The following is a 15,905-nucleotide window of genomic DNA, read 5'->3' on the forward strand; positions in this document are numbered from 1 at the left end:
ACACCACCGCTGGGGCGTTGTACGAAAAAGCGGTCGCGTTTGGCCAGTTGGGGGGCATCAACCCCATGCGCGAATCCACATCAGAATGCACATAATCTGAAACCGGATACGCCTCATCAGTTCTCTCCAGTTTGCCCCGTCTGACTGCACTCGCCGCCTTTTCATACAGGTCAAATACTGCTTTATTAAAATACCCAACACACTAAAAGAGAGAACTGTAATTCCAAAAGAGGCGCTTTACTCATCATCGTTGAGCAATGTACTGGATATGCTATGCAGGCTATTATTGAAGGTCACCGTCTCATTGAAGCCTTTTACAATATTACTGAGCTTCTTACGGGTGCTGGACAACTGCGTTAATCTTTCCACTAGCTCCGCATTTTTTTGCTGGATCCCCACGTCCCTCTTTTCCAGTTCGGCTGCGCGGATACTTTGCTTAGCGGAAATTTCATCAAGACGTTGCTGCTCGAGCTGCATTAGTTCAGAGCGCCGGGCAACGCTTCGCTCTCTGGACTCGACACTTTCAGCCAGCTGCTGAAGCGCAGCACTGCGCTCTGCAATCACTCGGGAATTATGCTCAGCGGACTTATCGATCGCGATCTTCTCTTGCTGAAGCTGACTTTGTAGCTGGCGCAGGCGCTCATCTTTTTCATGAAGTTTACGCTCTCGCTCTTGCAACTGCTCCTTCAAAAGTTCCAAAGCTTCCTGTTGTTTCACCGCCACCATTTTTTGCTGTGTCAACTCCTGCGCCATAAGTGCAAGATTCGACAAAGTGCTCTCTACATCAAGAAGTAGATGATCGGCATCCGCTCCCGGAAGTTCAGCTTCAGCCTCAGGAAGCGTCGCCATCAGAAACTGCGTTTCATCCAGTGAGTTCTCTAATGGAATTGGGTAATCAGCCAACTCATCCTGTGTTACATCCCCAGCGAGTTGCGCAGATTGATCGATATCTGTGGTGGACTGAACCTGCCTATCCATCAAAGTTGGAACACTGTCAGCTATCGACAGGTCGTACTCATCACTCTGGATTAATTTCACCTCTTCCTCCGAAGCCAAATCGCGAACCACCTCCGCCAAGCCAGCCAATGTGTTCTGTATACCTTGGGACAGGCGTCCAATGTCGACCTCCGAGTTGGCAGACTGGTCAGCGGCAACCTCAGGCGTCAAATGGCCAGACAAAGGAACATCACACTCAGATGAGTCGACATATTTTTCGGCATTCGCAGTCGGCATTTCAGTCATATCGTGTTGAAAACTCTCGGTAAATAATGAAGCATCAGTAAGAACCTCCTCTACATCAGCCTCAGCTTCACCTGGCTTTTGAGATAGTTCCTCTGGATTTCCAATCGGAGCGAACCCGGATGGAACATCATCGAATACATCGCCTTCAAGATCCTCAACGGTTCCTGGCGAGCGATGCTCATTCGAATCAGAAACCTCATCGATACACTCCGCGACAGCCTGTGCAGCAGGAGTATTTTGAGAAGTCATCGAAATAGAGACATCAAGCGCAGGAACGCCGAATTCAGCGCTGTCAATTGCAGGCAGGCAAGCAACCGAGGCTTCTGACGAGATAAGCTTCATCACCAAATTTTTCTTGATGGTGAGTGAGCGATGATCCGATAGGTTCCCTGTCGGTATCACACAATCCTTAAGGTCTATCAGATGGTAAGGAATATCAGTACCACCAGCGCCTTGCTGTCGCCCCTCAGGCAGGCTCGCATGAGTGACTATTTCCTTGAAGACTTGAATAACCTGACGCCAATCTTCTTCGGCCTCAATCGAACTCAGTGAATAACTTTGCCCCGCCTTGTTTAGCATCGCCATATAAACTCGCGACTCTCCAACTTCAGCGCCCTCATTCATGCTGTAAGCAAGAAAATTATGGCTCAGCATAGGAATTGCAAAGCTACAGAGCACCGCACCGTTCAGCACTTCCTGCTCTGCATTTTTGATGGAAATAGTTCGTAGCAGCATCGCTGATTCAGGCTCCGTTATATATCGCAAGGAGCAAAAAATACACCTTACAACACCTACCCGAAAACTAGATAATTCCGATCCTCAAGTAGATTTATCCGAAACCGTCGACAAGCGGCCGAATCACGCAGCGACGAGATCCGCATTGAATCGTCTTAAAAACATACAGAACACTGACAACCGAAATTATTGCGTCAATATTTTCCAGCTCAGATTTTACTTAAGCGGGATATTCAACCCCTTCTGCGGGCTGAGCTTGAACAGCCACCACTCATAATTCGACCAGAGCATGGTTATTCCTGCTGCCATTAGTATCAGGACTGCTCCGCCTACCCCTGTCAATATCAGTTGCTGCTGCCAAGCTAAAAAACACAGCGCGATGCCAGCTGCCCCCATCAACATAGCCAGAGAAGGGGCAAACCAATAGATGAAACGATCAAGACGCAAGAGCAGATTGAATAGCCAGGAGCCTTTAAGCTGGGCTGGTTTAAAGATAATAACGTGCATGGAGAGTTAGTCTTTTCCAGATTAAAACTGTGCTCAACCATAACTTAGCCACTCAATGGCAACTATCAGATTCGTCTGATTTAGTTTTCAGAGTGCTCGGATAATATGTAGAAAACACACCCAACCCTAAACATCGAGATGCCTTGCATGGGAAGTATCATCATCGTCGACGACCATCCGTTGATTCGACTCGCCATAAGAACCGTTCTGGAACCTCACGAACACAACATCGTCGCGGAGGCGGACAACGGGGCCGACGCCGTCCAGCTGGTACGCAAGCATCTTCCAGACCTGCTCATCCTGGATTTGAACATACCCAACCTCGATGGGTTTTCCGTTATCTCCCATATAAAGTCCTCTGGGCTGCCAATAAAGACACTGGTGCTGACGTCCAGCAACTCCAAGAACTTCGCTCTGCGCTGTTTACAGGCCGGTGCAGCCGGCTTCCTGTGCAAGAACGATAATCTGAACGAACTGGCTAACGCGGTAAAAGCCATACTGTCGGGGTATAGCTACTTCCCCGAAGATACAATCAGCACCCTGCAACAGAATACAAACGCCGCCTGCCAGGAAAGCGTCTTGATTGCCCAACTGACCGACCGGGAAATCACCGTCCTGAAACTGCTGGCAAGCGGTCTGAATAATCAGAAAATCGCAGATGCGCTGCTAATCAGCCACAAGACGGTGAGCACCTATAAGGTCAGGCTGCTAAAACGGTTCAACGTTTCCAATCTGGTAGCACTGGCGGAACTGGCCAAACGCAACTCCGTGGTTTAAAGCCCTGATATCGATGGAGCCTTCAGCCGGGATTCAGAAGCATCGGGAAAACAGCCACCTCGACAGCCGGGTTGAGCACTTGTGGTACTTACCTACGGGTGATCAGCCCCTGTCGAGCCACACGGGTCAGATGTCGGATGACTTCGGCGGCATTTTCCGAGCTGGGCGCCTGTATCACCGCAAGGTCAAAACTGTCGTTGGCAAAACGTGCCAGGGACTCGCCGTCTTCAATGAACTGGATCAGAAAGGCCGAAGGGCCTGTGCTGCGACGTGGCCAGCCATCGAGATAACGCAGCAATGTCGGCTGGTGTGTACCGCCAAGAAGAATTTTTGGATTGCGCTGAACAAGGTTCGCCGTGATTGGCGCAAGACGTACAGGAGGGTGAAGTGCATTCATCGTGTCGTGTCTCTGCCTCAATTTTCTGCCGGGCAGGTGAGAGGCAACACCGAACCAGCGCTTTAGCGGTATTTCGAAGCCTGTAGAGCTTCTGTCGGTGATATTCCGAATCACCTGGCGCCCCGCAAGTAGCTGTTTAAATCGGCGCATGGGCAACAATCCTAGAGAAGCTGACCGGGTAGTGTCAAGAATCCCCAATAACGAAATCTGCAACGAAAAAGGCCCGCTACAAGCGGGCCTTTGAGTATTTGCCGGAAGTTACTTGGCAATCGCCGCATCGAGTGACAATTTGCCCGCACCTTCGATCAGAACCGCAATGGTGCCGCCGAGCAAAGCCAAGGCGAACTCATAACCATTGTTCGCCATGAACAGGCCATTGCCGATGTGTACGGAGAAAATCGCCACCAGCAAGGTGAAGCTCAACCCCAGCGCGGCAGGACGTGCCAACAGACCGATAATCAGCGCCAGACCGCCAAAGAACTCAGTACCGCCCGCCAGCAACGCCATCAAGTGTCCTGGTGCCAGGCCGATGCTCTCCATCCACTGTGCCGTCCCTGCCAATCCGTAACCGCCAAACAGACCAAAAAGCTTTTGCGCGCCGTGTGCGGCGAAAATGATGCCGACAAAAACACGCAGGACGGTCAGGCCATAGCCTGCACGAGTGCTCAGTACGGTTTTGATCAGTGTGCTCATGCTGTGTAGTCCTTTGTGGTGTTGGGTATTGGGTCGCTATATTAATCATAAAAATTCATGTTAAAAGTGCAAAAACAGCAAGATAACAATCTATTTTTTCGATTATTTCCGTGAGACGACCTTACGCGCTTGCGGCTCCAACGATTCGCGTTCCCGGTCAAACGCCAAATAGTATTTGTTGACGCTATTAACATAGCTGACGGCGCCCATTCCGACCTGTTCCATGGCGATGCGCTCAACCTGGAAAAACCACTGATTGGGGTTCAACCCGCGCCGCCGGGCTTCGGTGCGCATCCCCTGCACACGCTCCGGCCCCATGTTGTAGGCCGCCAGGACGAACGCCATACGCTCGCGCTCATTAAGCTTGGGGCTGGAAAAGAACTTGCGCCGGATCAACGCCAGGTACTTGGCTCCGGCCAACACATTGTTATCAAGGGTCTGAATGTTATTGACCCCTACCCGCTGGGCCGCTGACGGGGTGATCTGCATCAGGCCAGTCGGGCCGCTGCCGCTCCTGGCATTGGGTTGCAACGACGATTCCTTGAAGGCCAGGGCAGCCAGGTTCAACCAGTCCATGCTCTGTGCATCGGCATGCTTCTGTAATACCGGGCGCAACTTCTCCAGGCGCTGGCGATCGGCCCGGGTCAAAGGGTTATGCACCTGATACAGGCGCCGGTAGATGCGCAAGAAGGCAACATCCTGATCCGCCGGAGCCTTGTAGACCTTCAGGAAACGATCGATGCTCGCCCGCAGCATCGAGGCGTCACGCCGTACGAACCAGTGCTCCTCGCCGGGTTCGCTGATGACCAGTTGCCGATCGAAACGCAGCTTCGGCAGAACCTTGCCCCAGCGCTCGGCAATGGGCTTTTCGACTATGGTCAGGTGAAAGATCCCACCCTGGACCATTTCCAGGACATCTTCGACCGCCAGGCTCGGATCGACCCATTCGACCTTGATCGGCGCCAGCTTATGCAGCGCCAGCTTCTGATTGATCTGGCTCACCGCATCCCCGGCGGCGCTGCCCGTGGTCAACGCCAGGGTCTTGCCGGAGAGTTGTTCCGGTCGGGTGTAACGCCGCTCGCCCTTGATGCCCACCAGCAGCAACGGCACGTTGCTGGCGACTGGATCACTGGGGCTTACCGCTTGCCCCGGCAGCGCCTCCAGCAATTCTCCCGGGGCGACCAGATCGCCCTCACCGCGCTGCAGCGCACCGAGCAGTTGATCCTTGGCTTTGGGAATGATCTTGAGGCTGATTTCCTGACCGTCGCGGGCATGGCCATTGAGGTACTGCTCAAAGGCGCGCAGACGGTGGTACTCGACACCGATGGCCTGCCCCTGGACTTCACCGGAGCTGTTGCGACTCTGGTTGACCAGCACCCGCAAGACCCGGCTGCTGCGGATTTCCGCCAGGTCGCGGACCTTGCCAGCAGTGGCCGCTTCCGGAGGGCCAGCCAAGCGCGCGACCGCCGGCAGGGGCAGCAGCAACGACAAGCACAACGCTAGCAAAACCGAGGGTCGCGTCATCCGCTCTCCGGGAAAGAATACTGTCCGAGTTTTCGAGCACTGGCGAAAAATCGGGCAACAAAAACAGAGCGCCTAGAGCGCTGCAAGATACAAAAGACTGGCACAACCACGGCTGGCAAACCAACCGCTGCCTTTCTTCCGGCATCAAGAGACAGCCTCAACTCGTTGTAGTTCTTGGTTTTTCTTATAAATCTACAGCTCTGATATGCTTTCCGGCCGCAGGCGGAGATAGCACCATGCAACTCATCGATATCGGCGTCAACCTGACCAACCCGAGTTTCGCCGAAAAACATCGCGCAGTACTGGACCGTGCCTATGCCGCCGGCGTCTGCCAACTGGTGCTCACTGGTACCAGTGTCGAAGGCAGCGAACAGGCGCTCGAGCTGTCTCGGCAACTGGACGAAAGTGGCCGCCAACTGTTCTCTACCGCCGGTATTCATCCGCATTGCGCCAGCGACTGGAATGCCGACAGCGCACAGCGTCTGCGCAGCCTGCTCAAGGAAAGCAGCGTCAAGGCCGTGGGGGAATGCGGCCTGGACTTCAACCGGGACTTCTCCCCCCGCCCGCAACAGGAAAAAGTGCTGGAGGAACATCTGGCCCTGGCTGTTGAACTGCAATTGCCGGTCTTCCTCCACGAGCGCGACGCCAGCCAGCGCCTGCTGGAAATCGTCCGCGACTTTCGTGATCGCTTGCCGGCCGCGGTGGTGCATTGCTTTACCGGCGAACAGCGCGCGCTGTTCAACTACCTGGACCTCGACTTGCACATTGGCATCACCGGGTGGATCTGCGACGAGCGCCGCGGTACTCACTTGCACCCTCTGGTACGAGAGATTCCCCGCGGCCGCCTGATGCTGGAAAGCGACGCCCCCTATCTGTTGCCCCGCAGCCTGCGCCCCAAGCCGAAGAACGGTCGCAACGAACCGGCCTACCTGACCGAAGTATTGCGTGAGGTGGCCCTGCATCGCGGCGAGAGCCAGGAAGAGCTGGCGGCCCACAGTACCGCCAGCGCCCGTGCCTTTTTCGCCTTGCCCGAGATTGCTTGACGCATATCAAGATTTAACCCTCTGCATAGCGGCACAATAATGGCACCTTGCCAATACTGTTCCGCTTAATCAGAGAAGACCTTCCATGGGTGCCTGGCTCAGCAATATCTCACTGAAATACAAGTTCTGGGCGGTCAATGCAGTCGCCTTCGTGACCACCCTTCTATTGGTCCTGTACGCCATCCAGCTGGAACAACAAGCGCGTAGCCAGGCCTCACAAAACACCACCAAGGCCCAAGCTGGCCTGCTCGGCGTATGGCCCTCCGGGCAAGCGCTGCCCAGCGCCGAAAATCTGCTGAGCTTCGCTGCCGGCCAGATCCCCAGCCTCGACCAACGCCCCCTGCCGGAACTGAGCAATGCCAACGGATGGGTGGCGTTCAACGAGATGCCGCTGTTCGGCGAAAACCCACTGATCGGTGCGCAGGTACTATCCCGGGCCGACGGCCAACGGATTGCGGTGCTTGCCTATGGACCGAGCCTGCGCCAGGTCTTCAGCGAGCGCTTCAGCCAATACGCGGTGGCCGTGTTCATTCTGATGCTGGCGATGCTCTGTGCTTCGCAACTGTTGATCCGCTTCCTGCTCAGCCAACTGAACACCCTCAAGGATGTGATGCTGCATGTGGAGAAGACCGGCGACCTGTCGGCCCGTGTGCCCCTGTCGTGCACCGACGAGGTCGGCCAGATGGCCAGCGCCTTCAATGCGATGCAGGCCGGTTACCAGCGGGTGGTCAACACTGTCGCCAACACCGCCCGGCAACTGGATATCGGCGCCGCGCGCCTGGCGTCGAGCATGAACGACGTGCGTCACGGCATGCTGGGCCAGCAAAGCGAAACCGATCAGGCCGCGACAGCGATCAACGAAATGTCCGCCACCGTCTATCACATCGCCCAGCACGCCGGCGCCACCCGGGATCGCTCCCAGACCGCCGATGCCCTCGCCGGCAGCGGCCAGGAAGTGGTGGGCCGCGTACAGAAATCCATCTCCGGGCTCTCCACCGGCGTGCAACAGACTGCCGAGATGATCCAGCGCCTGGCCGAGGACAGCCAGAAGATCAATGGCGTGGTCAACGTGATCCACAGCATTGCCGAACAGACCAACCTGCTGGCACTCAATGCCGCGATCGAAGCGGCGCGCGCTGGTGAAATGGGCCGGGGGTTCGCGGTGGTCGCCGATGAAGTACGCAACCTCGCCAAACGGGTGCAGACCTCCACCGACGAAATCACCCGGATGGTCTCCGCCCTGCAGGCCGGTACCCGCGACGCAGTGGACTTCATGCAGGAAAGCTCGTTCAAGGCGGACGATTGCGTGCAGCAGGCACAAGAAGCCGGCGCAGCGCTGGCGGAAATCACCGCGGCTGTGGCTCAGATGCGTGAAAGCAATACCCAGATTGCAGTGGCGGCCGAGCAGCAAAGCCAGGTGGCAGAGGAAATGAATCGCGCCGTGGTGAGTATTCGCGACGTCACCGAAAACACCGTGCAACAGACCGTCGACTCGGCGACCACCAGCAATGAACTGGCGACCCTGGCCGGAGAATTGAGCAAGGCCATCGGTCAGTTGAAGCTGTAAACCGCGAGTTTCGCTCCTGCGGGAATCGGCCTACCTGCCGGAGCGAAACCCTGGCCAGCCTATCGCCCCCATAGCCAGCCTTGATTCGCCGAAGACCCGCGCTAGACCTATCCTTGATACATAGGTTTCTACTAATCAAGGATCACCGTCATGGGTAAACGTCACCCCAACCTCCCCGCCTGGCAATGGCGCTCCTACCCGCACAATCACCGCAACCCGACCAACCTGGTGTTGCACCTGATTGCGGTGCCGCTGTTCATCGTCGGCTTTCTGTTGCTGGTTTCAGGGGTATTCGGTTTGAGCTTCACCAACGTCGCCATCGGTGTGGTCGGCCTGATTGCAGCCTTGGGCCTGCAGCGTCACGGCCACAGCCTGGAGGCGCAAGCCGCTGAGCCGTTCAGTGACCGTAAAGATGCAGTCCAACGCCTGCTGGTGGAACAATTCGTGACCTTCCCACGCTTCGTTCTCAGCGGCGCCTGGTGGCGTGCCTGGCGCGAGCGCCACCGGCATTGAGAGGGGTTCAGCCGAAGATGGTTACCGTCTGCCGGCTGAGCGCGATCAACTGACCTTCCGCGCTCCAGAGTGCCGCGGCCGCATGCCCATAACCATCACGGGCATGCTCGATACTGACCCGGTACTTGCACCAGTCCAGGGTGCTCAGCGCCAGCAGCGGCTGCACGAATTCAATGGTCCAGGTCAGGGTACTGCCAGGGACGACGCTGGTCAGATGCGGCAACAGGGCCGGCGGCCAGGCGTCCACCAGCGCGAGGATATGCGCCTCGGTCAGGGGTTCTTCCTTCACGTCGCCACGCAGGCGCACCCAGCCACCCATGTCCCGCGACTTGTTGCCAGTAAACGGCATGCCACCGATGCTCCAGCGCATTGCCAGATGGCGCATGAACTCCGGCGTCACGTCCTTGATGTAAGGCAGCTCCGGGCATTCGTCCCAATGTTTCATGGCGGGCGCTTCCTCGGCGATGACCGTCACCTCGGACGACCGAGAGGCACCAAAACTGCCCTGTACCAGGGTCACTACCTGACCGTTCTGAACAGCACGCCCCAGCACCTGGCTGACGGCCTTGCCCTCGCGCAGCACCTCGACTTCAAAACTGACCGGTACATCAGGAGTGACCGGACCGACAAAGGTGATCGCCAGTGAGCGCACTGGGCGCTCGGCGGGGACTTTTGCGCGCATGGCTTCATACTGCAAAGCCGCTACCAATCCGCCGAAACTGGCCCGCCCTTGCGCCCACTCGTTTGGAATCGACAGCTCCAACGGATGTTGGCGGACGGCATCGAGCAAATCGGAAAAGCGCATGAGCACCTCGGGTCAAAAGAAAGATTCGAGGATCTTAACCAGCAGGGTGCAGCCGTAAAGCACTTATTCCCGCCAAAAAGACTGACAGATAAGCCGCCAGGCGCCTTTCAGCTACGAAAGCAGGTAGCGCTCAGCTTGTCGAGTACCCGATCGGCATTGGCTTCGGCCTTGTGCATGGTGGCATGCCAGACCGGAACACAAGGCAACAGGTCCGCCTGCCGTTCGGCCTGGGCCAGCCATTGCCAGCAATCATGCCAGTCGCCCAGCGCGCCCTGTGCGGCCTTTAAGTGAGAGACAGCCTTGGGCGACAGCGCGGCAAGTTCGGGATAAGCCTCGGCGGCGTAGCGCACACGCTTGATCAGCAGGCGCAAACGGTGCCGGTCATGGGCCGGATCATGCAGGGCCTGGTCCAGCGCCTTCCACTGCTTGGCCAGGCGCTTTTCGATGCGATTGCGCAAGCCGCACAACAGTTCCTGACGTTGCGCCGCCCGCAGGAAACGCGGGAAGGCATCCAGCACCAGCAGCAGCTGCTTGAGTTCAGGGCCCGCCGCCACGGTCCGATATTCGTCCGCCAGGCCCGTGATGCGGCGTTCCGCGGCCTGATGGTAGTCATGTTGATGCAGGTACGCGGCCAGGACCTCACGGTCGCGCAACGGCGTGGTCAATTGCCCGACCGCCGAAGCGGCTGCCTCCAGTTGCTCGACACCGGGCAAGCCGCGCAGCGCTCGCAACAGGCTGCGCAAGCGGCGCACCGTGGTACGCAGATCGTGCAGCGCCTCGGTGTCGGTCACCGCCTGCAAACGTGCCTGGCACGCCAGCAAGCGCACCTCCAGCCCCAACACCTGTGCCACCAACTGATCAACCAAGGCAGACATTATTGACTCCCGAAACGAATGACCCGGCCCGCAGCACAAAGACTGCGGCCGGGCCCTGGCATGACTGGCAGGCACGATCACGACGCCCGCGAGACGGAAACTGAAGAGCGCTCTTCAGTCTAGCGGCAAACGGCGACCTTGCGATCAGCGGCCGGCGCGCGACTCACGAATATAGAAACGGGCTTTTTCGGCTTTTCTGGTGCAGCCCTCGAAGGCTTCGAATTGCTGCTGGGTCTTGGCCCCGGTCAGCAGCGACAGGGCTTTGGAATAACTGACGGTGCCCGCAAAACCTTCGGCCTTGGCCAGATCCAATTCATGCCAGGCCGCATCCAGTTGCGTACCGCAGCTGTCGCGATAGGCGGTCTTGCCAGCACAACCACCGAGTACCAATGCAATCAACGGCAGGCAGATCCAGGCTTTCATCAATGACACCTCAAGATAGGGAAAACAGTCGGGAACAAACAAAACAATCGTGAAGGGTAAGACGATCGCCGCCGCAAAAAGTGCCTTGGCCCGCCGAGGGAGAATATAGCCGCGCGAGCATAACCCCATGGGGCAAGACATTGGAAAAATCCCTTTGCCCAAGGCCCGGGGCGGCAGTCAGTGATTGAACCGAAACCCTCGATGGGTGCATTGTGGAAACCTGTCTGGCGAAGGATCAAGTCATGAAGAAGCGTGTTGCACTGGTCCTGGGTTCTGGTGGTGCCCGGGGTTACGCCCACATCGGGGTGATTGAAGAAATCGAAAGACGTGGTTATGACATTGCCTGTGTCGCAGGTTGTTCCATGGGGGCGGTGGTCGGTGGCATCTACGCCGCCGGCAAACTGGACGACTACCGCAGCTGGATCGAAAGCCTGGACTACCTGGATGTGCTGCGACTGGTGGATGTCAGCTTTCGCCTGGGGGCGATACGCGGAGAAAAGGTGTTCGGCCAGATTCGCAAGATCGTCGGCGAAATCAACATCGAAGACCTGCGCATCCCTTACACCGCCGTGGCCACCGACCTGACCAACCAGCAGGAAATCTGGTTCCAGGAAGGCTGCCTGCACCAGGCCATGCGGGCTTCGGCGGCGATCCCCAGCCTGTTCACCCCGGTCATGCAAGGCAATCGCATGCTGGTGGATGGCGGCCTGCTCAACCCGCTGCCGATCGTGCCGGTGGTCTCTAGCCACTGCGACCTGATCATCGCCGTCAACCTCAACTCGACCAACCAGCGTCGTTATCAACTGCCGGTGATCCAGCGCCCCGCCGCCTTCAAGAGCCGCTTCGACAGCCTGATCAACTCCCTGGGCTCGCACCTGCCCTTTCGCCGCAAGCAAGCCGAACAACTGCTGCTGCTCGAACAGGAAGCCCTGCGCAGCGAGGCGGCCGACATCGGCAACCCCTGGATCGAATCCGCCGAACCCGAGGCCCAGCAACCGGCCGCGGCTCCGGAAACCGACGGAGCCCCGAAATCGGCCACCGGCTCGTTCATTATCGATAACGTCGGCCCCGCGTCCCTGCTGGACCTGATCAACCAGAGTTTCGAGGTGATGCAGACCTCGCTGGCCCAGTACAAGATCGCCGGCTACCCGCCCGACATCCTGATCAACGTGCCCAAGCGGGTGTGCCGTTTCTTCGAGTTCTACAAGGCTCCGGAACTGATCGCGCTGGGGCGGGAGATTGCCAGCGATACCCTGGACCGCTACGAGAACGAGCTGAATTGAAAGAGGGCCGCAAGCCTGCTCACTCCTCCGCCCCCAGCAACCGGTACCCTACCCCGGCCTCGGTCAAGATAAAGCGTGGCCGGGTCGGATCGTCCGCCAGTTTCTGCCGCAGATGGCCGACCACGATACGCAGGTAATGGCTGTCCTCGGTGTGCGTCGGCCCCCAGATATCCTTGAGCAGTTGCTGCTGGGTGATCACCCGGCCCGGGTGCCGCGCCAGTTGCGCCAACACGGCGTATTCCTTGCGCGTCAGCGCCACTTCGGCACCGTCGAGCAATACCCGGCGATACGCCAGGTCCACGGTCAGCGGGCCGAAACTCAAGGCTGCTTCCTGCGCTTCGCCGACGGGCGCCTGGCGCAACAAGGCACGAATACGCGCCAGGAATTCCTGGATGCCAAAGGGCTTGGTCACATAGTCGTTGGCGCCACCGTCCAGCGCTTCGACCTTCTGCCCTTCGCTGGCCCGCACCGACAACACCAGCACCGGTACGCCCGACCACTCGCGGAACTCGCGCAGCACCTGCTGGCCGTCCATGTCCGGCAGGCCGAGGTCGAGTACCAGCAGGTCCGGCTTGTTCAGCGCCGCCTGGGCCAGGCCTTCGTTGCCGGTGCCGGCTTCAAGCACTTTGTAGCCTTGGGACACCAGGCTGATGCGCAGGAACTTACGGATCTGCGGTTCGTCATCGATGACCAGGATGGTCGCGGTCTGGCTCATGGTTTTGGTTCAAGGCAAATAAGTGGCGCAAGAGTAGCGCAGGCGTCGCTGTAGATTGTAAAGAACATGTGCGGCCCTCCTGGCCTCGTTGGGTTGACGCTTTTTACCGGCACTCAGGCCTCTCCTTCAAGCTCGGGTTGCGCCTGCAACGGCAGGCACAAGGTGATGCAGGTACCACGCCCCTCGATCCCCTCGCCCACCGTGATACGCCCACCATGGGCACCGACCATACCCTGACAGATCGCCAGCCCCAGGCCGGTGCCCTGCCCGCCACGATCGCCCCGGGCGGCGGTGTAGAACATGTCGAAAATCCGTGGGCGATCCTCCACCGGAATCCCCGGCCCTTCATCGCTCACGGCAAACAACAGCTCGGTATCGCGGGTCCCGACACTCAGTTGCAAGCGGCCGTTGGCCGGCGAAAAGCGCGCGGCGTTTTCCAGGACATTGATCAGCGCCTGTTCGATCAGCGCCGCATGCACGAAAAGCAACGGCAGTTCGGCCGGCAGTTCGGTGCTGACCCGCAGCGGCGCCAGCACCACCCGCAGGCGATTCAGCGCGCTGCCAACGATATCGGCCGGCGCCACCCAGTCTCGCGCCAGCTTCAATGACCCATGCCCGAGACGAGTCATGTCCAGCAGATTCTGAATGTAGCGATCCAGACGCTCGGCCTCATCGCGCGTACCTTCGAGCAGTTCGCGACGGTCTTCCAGGGGGATCGCCTCCCCCAGCGCCAGCAGGCTGTCGATGCTGCCGCGCATCGAAGTCAACGGCGTGCGCAAGTCATGGGATACCGAGGCCAGCAGCGCACTGCGCAATTGCTCGGTTTCACCGTGTAGGCGCGCCGCCTCCAGATCCTCGGCCAACTGTGCCCGGGCCAAGGCCTGGGCCAGGGGCTGGCTCAAGGCGCTCAACAGGCGACGACGTTGGGCGTTGAGCTCCTCGCCTTCTTTCGGACAGACTCCAAGCAACCCCAGCGGCCCCTCGTCGACGGATAACGGCCACCACCACCAACGGCCGAAAGGCAGGGTTCCGGTGCCCATTCCCGCCGGCTGATCGTGTTGCCAGGCCCAGTCGGCGGCAGCCCGTTCAGACTCGGAAAACTGCAAAGGCCCACCCGTCTCGACCTTCCAGCCGCCCTGCCCGTCGCGATTGAGCAGGCACAGCTGCAGCTCCTTCCAGCCATTGAGGTGCTGCGCCGCGGCACTGACCACCGCCTGCCGATCGGTAGCGGCGGTGAGTTTGCGCGACAGGTCCAGCAGCTCGCTGGTTTCTTCCTGGGTGTCGCGCAATGCCTGCAACTGCCGACGCTGACGCGCCGCCAGGTTGCCGGTCAGGGCCGCCATCAACAGGAAGAACAGCAGCGTCAGCACGTCTTCCTCGCGCTGGATGGCGAAGGAAAACGTCGGCGGAATAAACAGGAAATCGTATGTCAGGAACGACAAGGCCGCGCACACCAGCGCCGGCCCGAGACTGCTGCGCACCGCCACCAGCAGCACCGCGGCGAGGAACACCAGGGAGATATTCGGCAGCGCCAGCACGCTCGCCACCGCCCACGACAGCCCCGAGGCCAGGAGCGTCGCCAGCACTGCCAGGGCGTAGTCGAACCAGACCAGCGAACGCTCTGCCCGCAGGCGCGGCTGGCCGGGTTCATCCTCGCTGTCGAGCACGTTGATTTCCAGGCCCTGGGCGTTGCGCAGCAGGCGCGCCGCCAGGCCGCCGCCGAACAAACGGCGGCGCAGACGTTTGCGTGACTGCCCCACCAGCACCAGGCTGGCGCGCCGCTCCGCGGCATGCTGGATCAGGGTTTTCGCCACCTCGCCGGCCCGTAGCAGGACCACCTCGCCGCCCAGGCGCTCGGCCAGTTGCTGAGCACTTTGCAGGCGCTGGCGGGATTGCTCGTCGGGAGCGCGGCCGTTATCCACATGCACCAGGCTCCAGGGCAGATGCCGCCGCCGGGCCACATGGCTGGCATGGCGCACCAGGCGCTCGGCCTGGGCGTCGCCGTCGACCCCCACCAGCAAACGTCCGCGCACCGCCGGCGCGGCCTGCCCGAGCTTGCGATACCCCTGGGCCAGATCGTCGTCGACCTGCGCCGCCGCAGCCTGCATCGCCAGCTCGCGCAGCGCAGTGAGGTTGGTCTGGGTAAAGAACGCATCGATCGCCGCCCGGGCCTGCTCCGGCACATACACCTTGCCTTCGCGCAGGCGCTCCAGCAGCTCGCGCGGTGGCAGGTCCACCAGCAACAATTCGTAGGCTTCCTGCAGCACCCAGTCGGGCAGAGTCTCGCGGACCTGCACGCCGGTAATGCCGCGAATCTGATCGTTGAGACTTTCCAGATGCTGCACGTTGACTGTGGTGAAGACGTCGATACCGGCCGCCAACAGCTCCTGAACATCTTGCCAGCGCTTGGCGTGCCGGCTGCCTGGGGCGTTGGTGTGGGCCAGTTCATCCACCAATACCAACTTGGGTTTGGCCTTGAGCAGACCGTCGAGGTCCATCTCTTCAAGCATCACCCCGCGGTATTCGGAACGCACCAGCGGCTGTTGCGGCAAGCCGCCGAGCAAGGCTTCGGTTTCCGCCCGGCCATGGGTTTCCACCACCCCGGCCAGGACCTTCACCCCCTGGCGCAATTGCGTGTGCGCCGCCTGCAGCATGGCGTAGGTCTTGCCGACGCCTGGCGCGGCGCCGAGAAAAACCTTGAGCCGGCCGCGGCCGTCATGGGGCAGATCGGCTAACAGTGCATCGGCGCGGCCGGAATCACTCATGCATTTTTCTCTCTGAACTCAAATCATCGACATACAGACTT

At 59.2% G+C, this 15,905-nt stretch carries 15 protein-coding genes; 5 read left to right on the top strand and 10 right to left on the bottom strand.

Going from position 1 to position 15,905, the window contains the following annotated elements:
• Positions 1 to 237: 237 nt before the first annotated feature.
• Positions 238 to 1,977, bottom strand: coding sequence for a hypothetical protein (locus C4K38_RS22855; RefSeq protein ID WP_053280319.1), 1,740 nt, complete (start codon positions 1,975 to 1,977; stop codon positions 238 to 240).
• Positions 1,978 to 2,193: 216 nt separating this feature from the next.
• Entirely contained in the window at positions 2,194 to 2,484 is a 291-nt protein-coding gene (locus C4K38_RS22860) for a hypothetical protein (protein WP_053280320.1), read from the bottom strand.
• 147 nt (positions 2,485 to 2,631) lie between these two features.
• Here C4K38_RS22860 and C4K38_RS22865 point away from each other — a divergent pair, with 147 nt between their 5' ends.
• Positions 2,632 to 3,261 carry a response regulator transcription factor gene (locus tag C4K38_RS22865; protein WP_053280321.1) on the top strand — a complete coding sequence of 210 codons (630 nt, stop codon included), beginning with the start codon at positions 2,632 to 2,634 and terminating at the stop codon, positions 3,259 to 3,261.
• Between the two features lie 88 nt (positions 3,262 to 3,349).
• Here the strand turns inward: C4K38_RS22865 and C4K38_RS22870 are convergent, their stop codons facing one another.
• From C4K38_RS22870 to C4K38_RS22880, 3 genes are all read right to left on the bottom strand, one after another.
• Positions 3,350 to 3,658, bottom strand: coding sequence for a hypothetical protein (locus C4K38_RS22870; protein WP_037035956.1), 309 nt, complete (start codon positions 3,656 to 3,658; stop codon positions 3,350 to 3,352).
• A 258-nt stretch (positions 3,659 to 3,916) separates the two neighbouring features.
• Positions 3,917 to 4,351 (bottom strand): DoxX family protein, encoded by a 435-nt coding sequence (locus C4K38_RS22875; RefSeq protein WP_053280323.1) that lies wholly within the window; start codon positions 4,349 to 4,351, stop codon positions 3,917 to 3,919.
• A gap of 102 nt (positions 4,352 to 4,453) precedes the next feature.
• Entirely contained in the window at positions 4,454 to 5,875 is a 1,422-nt protein-coding gene (locus tag C4K38_RS22880; protein WP_053280324.1) for an MltF family protein, read from the bottom strand.
• 236 nt (positions 5,876 to 6,111) lie between these two features.
• On the opposite strand from C4K38_RS22880, the gene C4K38_RS22885 reads away from it, so the two are divergent.
• The 3 genes from C4K38_RS22885 to C4K38_RS22895 all read left to right on the top strand — a co-directional run bounded on the left by C4K38_RS22885 (position 6,112) and on the right by C4K38_RS22895 (position 8,998).
• On the top strand, positions 6,112 to 6,918 hold the full coding sequence (locus C4K38_RS22885; protein ID WP_053280325.1) for a TatD family hydrolase: 807 nt from the start codon (positions 6,112 to 6,114) through the stop codon (positions 6,916 to 6,918).
• 85 nt (positions 6,919 to 7,003) lie between these two features.
• Complete coding sequence (locus C4K38_RS22890; RefSeq protein ID WP_053280326.1) at positions 7,004 to 8,485, top strand: methyl-accepting chemotaxis protein; 1,482 nt, start codon at positions 7,004 to 7,006, stop codon at positions 8,483 to 8,485.
• A gap of 150 nt (positions 8,486 to 8,635) precedes the next feature.
• The gene (locus C4K38_RS22895) at positions 8,636 to 8,998 is read left to right on the top strand and encodes an Mpo1-like protein (protein WP_009050145.1); all 363 of its coding nucleotides are present in this window, start codon (positions 8,636 to 8,638) and stop codon (positions 8,996 to 8,998) included.
• 7 nt (positions 8,999 to 9,005) lie between these two features.
• Here the strand turns inward: C4K38_RS22895 and C4K38_RS22900 are convergent, their stop codons facing one another.
• The 3 genes from C4K38_RS22900 to C4K38_RS22910 form a co-directional block, all read right to left on the bottom strand.
• Entirely contained in the window at positions 9,006 to 9,803 is a 798-nt protein-coding gene (locus tag C4K38_RS22900) for an acyl-CoA thioesterase (RefSeq protein WP_053280327.1), read from the bottom strand.
• A gap of 107 nt (positions 9,804 to 9,910) precedes the next feature.
• Positions 9,911 to 10,678: a CHAD domain-containing protein gene (locus tag C4K38_RS22905; protein ID WP_053280328.1), complete on the bottom strand. Its 768-nt coding sequence runs from the start codon at positions 10,676 to 10,678 to the stop codon at positions 9,911 to 9,913.
• 144 nt (positions 10,679 to 10,822) lie between these two features.
• Entirely contained in the window at positions 10,823 to 11,101 is a 279-nt protein-coding gene (locus C4K38_RS22910; protein ID WP_009050148.1) for a hypothetical protein, read from the bottom strand.
• A 242-nt stretch (positions 11,102 to 11,343) separates the two neighbouring features.
• Here C4K38_RS22910 and C4K38_RS22915 point away from each other — a divergent pair, with 242 nt between their 5' ends.
• On the top strand, positions 11,344 to 12,384 hold the full coding sequence (locus tag C4K38_RS22915; protein WP_007931359.1) for a patatin-like phospholipase family protein: 1,041 nt from the start codon (positions 11,344 to 11,346) through the stop codon (positions 12,382 to 12,384).
• Between the two features lie 19 nt (positions 12,385 to 12,403).
• Here the strand turns inward: C4K38_RS22915 and C4K38_RS22920 are convergent, their stop codons facing one another.
• Positions 12,404 to 13,099 (bottom strand): response regulator, encoded by a 696-nt coding sequence (locus C4K38_RS22920; RefSeq protein ID WP_053280329.1) that lies wholly within the window; start codon positions 13,097 to 13,099, stop codon positions 12,404 to 12,406.
• A gap of 113 nt (positions 13,100 to 13,212) precedes the next feature.
• The gene (locus C4K38_RS22925; protein WP_053280330.1) at positions 13,213 to 15,864 is read right to left on the bottom strand and encodes a DUF4118 domain-containing protein; all 2,652 of its coding nucleotides are present in this window, start codon (positions 15,862 to 15,864) and stop codon (positions 13,213 to 13,215) included.
• Between the last annotated feature and the right edge of the window lie 41 nt (positions 15,865 to 15,905).

The sequence above is a fragment of the Pseudomonas chlororaphis subsp. piscium genome (assembly GCF_003850345.1).
Classification (GTDB): domain Bacteria; phylum Pseudomonadota; class Gammaproteobacteria; order Pseudomonadales; family Pseudomonadaceae; genus Aquipseudomonas; species Aquipseudomonas piscium.

What these genes read in the sequence shown, in the direction of transcription:
- C4K38_RS22855 (WP_053280319.1), bottom strand. Translation starts at nt 1,977, where the DNA reads ATGCTGCTACGAACTATTTCCATCAAAAATGCAGAGCAGGAAGTGCTG.
- C4K38_RS22860 (WP_053280320.1), bottom strand. Translation starts at nt 2,484, where the DNA reads ATGCACGTTATTATCTTTAAACCAGCCCAGCTTAAAGGCTCCTGGCTA.
- C4K38_RS22865 (WP_053280321.1), top strand. Translation starts at nt 2,632, where the DNA reads ATGGGAAGTATCATCATCGTCGACGACCATCCGTTGATTCGACTCGCC.
- C4K38_RS22870 (WP_037035956.1), bottom strand. Translation starts at nt 3,658, where the DNA reads ATGAATGCACTTCACCCTCCTGTACGTCTTGCGCCAATCACGGCGAAC.
- C4K38_RS22875 (WP_053280323.1), bottom strand. Translation starts at nt 4,351, where the DNA reads ATGAGCACACTGATCAAAACCGTACTGAGCACTCGTGCAGGCTATGGC.
- C4K38_RS22880 (WP_053280324.1), bottom strand. Translation starts at nt 5,875, where the DNA reads ATGACGCGACCCTCGGTTTTGCTAGCGTTGTGCTTGTCGTTGCTGCTG.
- C4K38_RS22885 (WP_053280325.1), top strand. Translation starts at nt 6,112, where the DNA reads ATGCAACTCATCGATATCGGCGTCAACCTGACCAACCCGAGTTTCGCC.
- C4K38_RS22890 (WP_053280326.1), top strand. Translation starts at nt 7,004, where the DNA reads ATGGGTGCCTGGCTCAGCAATATCTCACTGAAATACAAGTTCTGGGCG.
- C4K38_RS22895 (WP_009050145.1), top strand. Translation starts at nt 8,636, where the DNA reads ATGGGTAAACGTCACCCCAACCTCCCCGCCTGGCAATGGCGCTCCTAC.
- C4K38_RS22900 (WP_053280327.1), bottom strand. Translation starts at nt 9,803, where the DNA reads ATGCGCTTTTCCGATTTGCTCGATGCCGTCCGCCAACATCCGTTGGAG.
- C4K38_RS22905 (WP_053280328.1), bottom strand. Translation starts at nt 10,678, where the DNA reads ATGTCTGCCTTGGTTGATCAGTTGGTGGCACAGGTGTTGGGGCTGGAG.
- C4K38_RS22910 (WP_009050148.1), bottom strand. Translation starts at nt 11,101, where the DNA reads ATGAAAGCCTGGATCTGCCTGCCGTTGATTGCATTGGTACTCGGTGGT.
- C4K38_RS22915 (WP_007931359.1), top strand. Translation starts at nt 11,344, where the DNA reads ATGAAGAAGCGTGTTGCACTGGTCCTGGGTTCTGGTGGTGCCCGGGGT.
- C4K38_RS22920 (WP_053280329.1), bottom strand. Translation starts at nt 13,099, where the DNA reads ATGAGCCAGACCGCGACCATCCTGGTCATCGATGACGAACCGCAGATC.
- C4K38_RS22925 (WP_053280330.1), bottom strand. Translation starts at nt 15,864, where the DNA reads ATGAGTGATTCCGGCCGCGCCGATGCACTGTTAGCCGATCTGCCCCAT.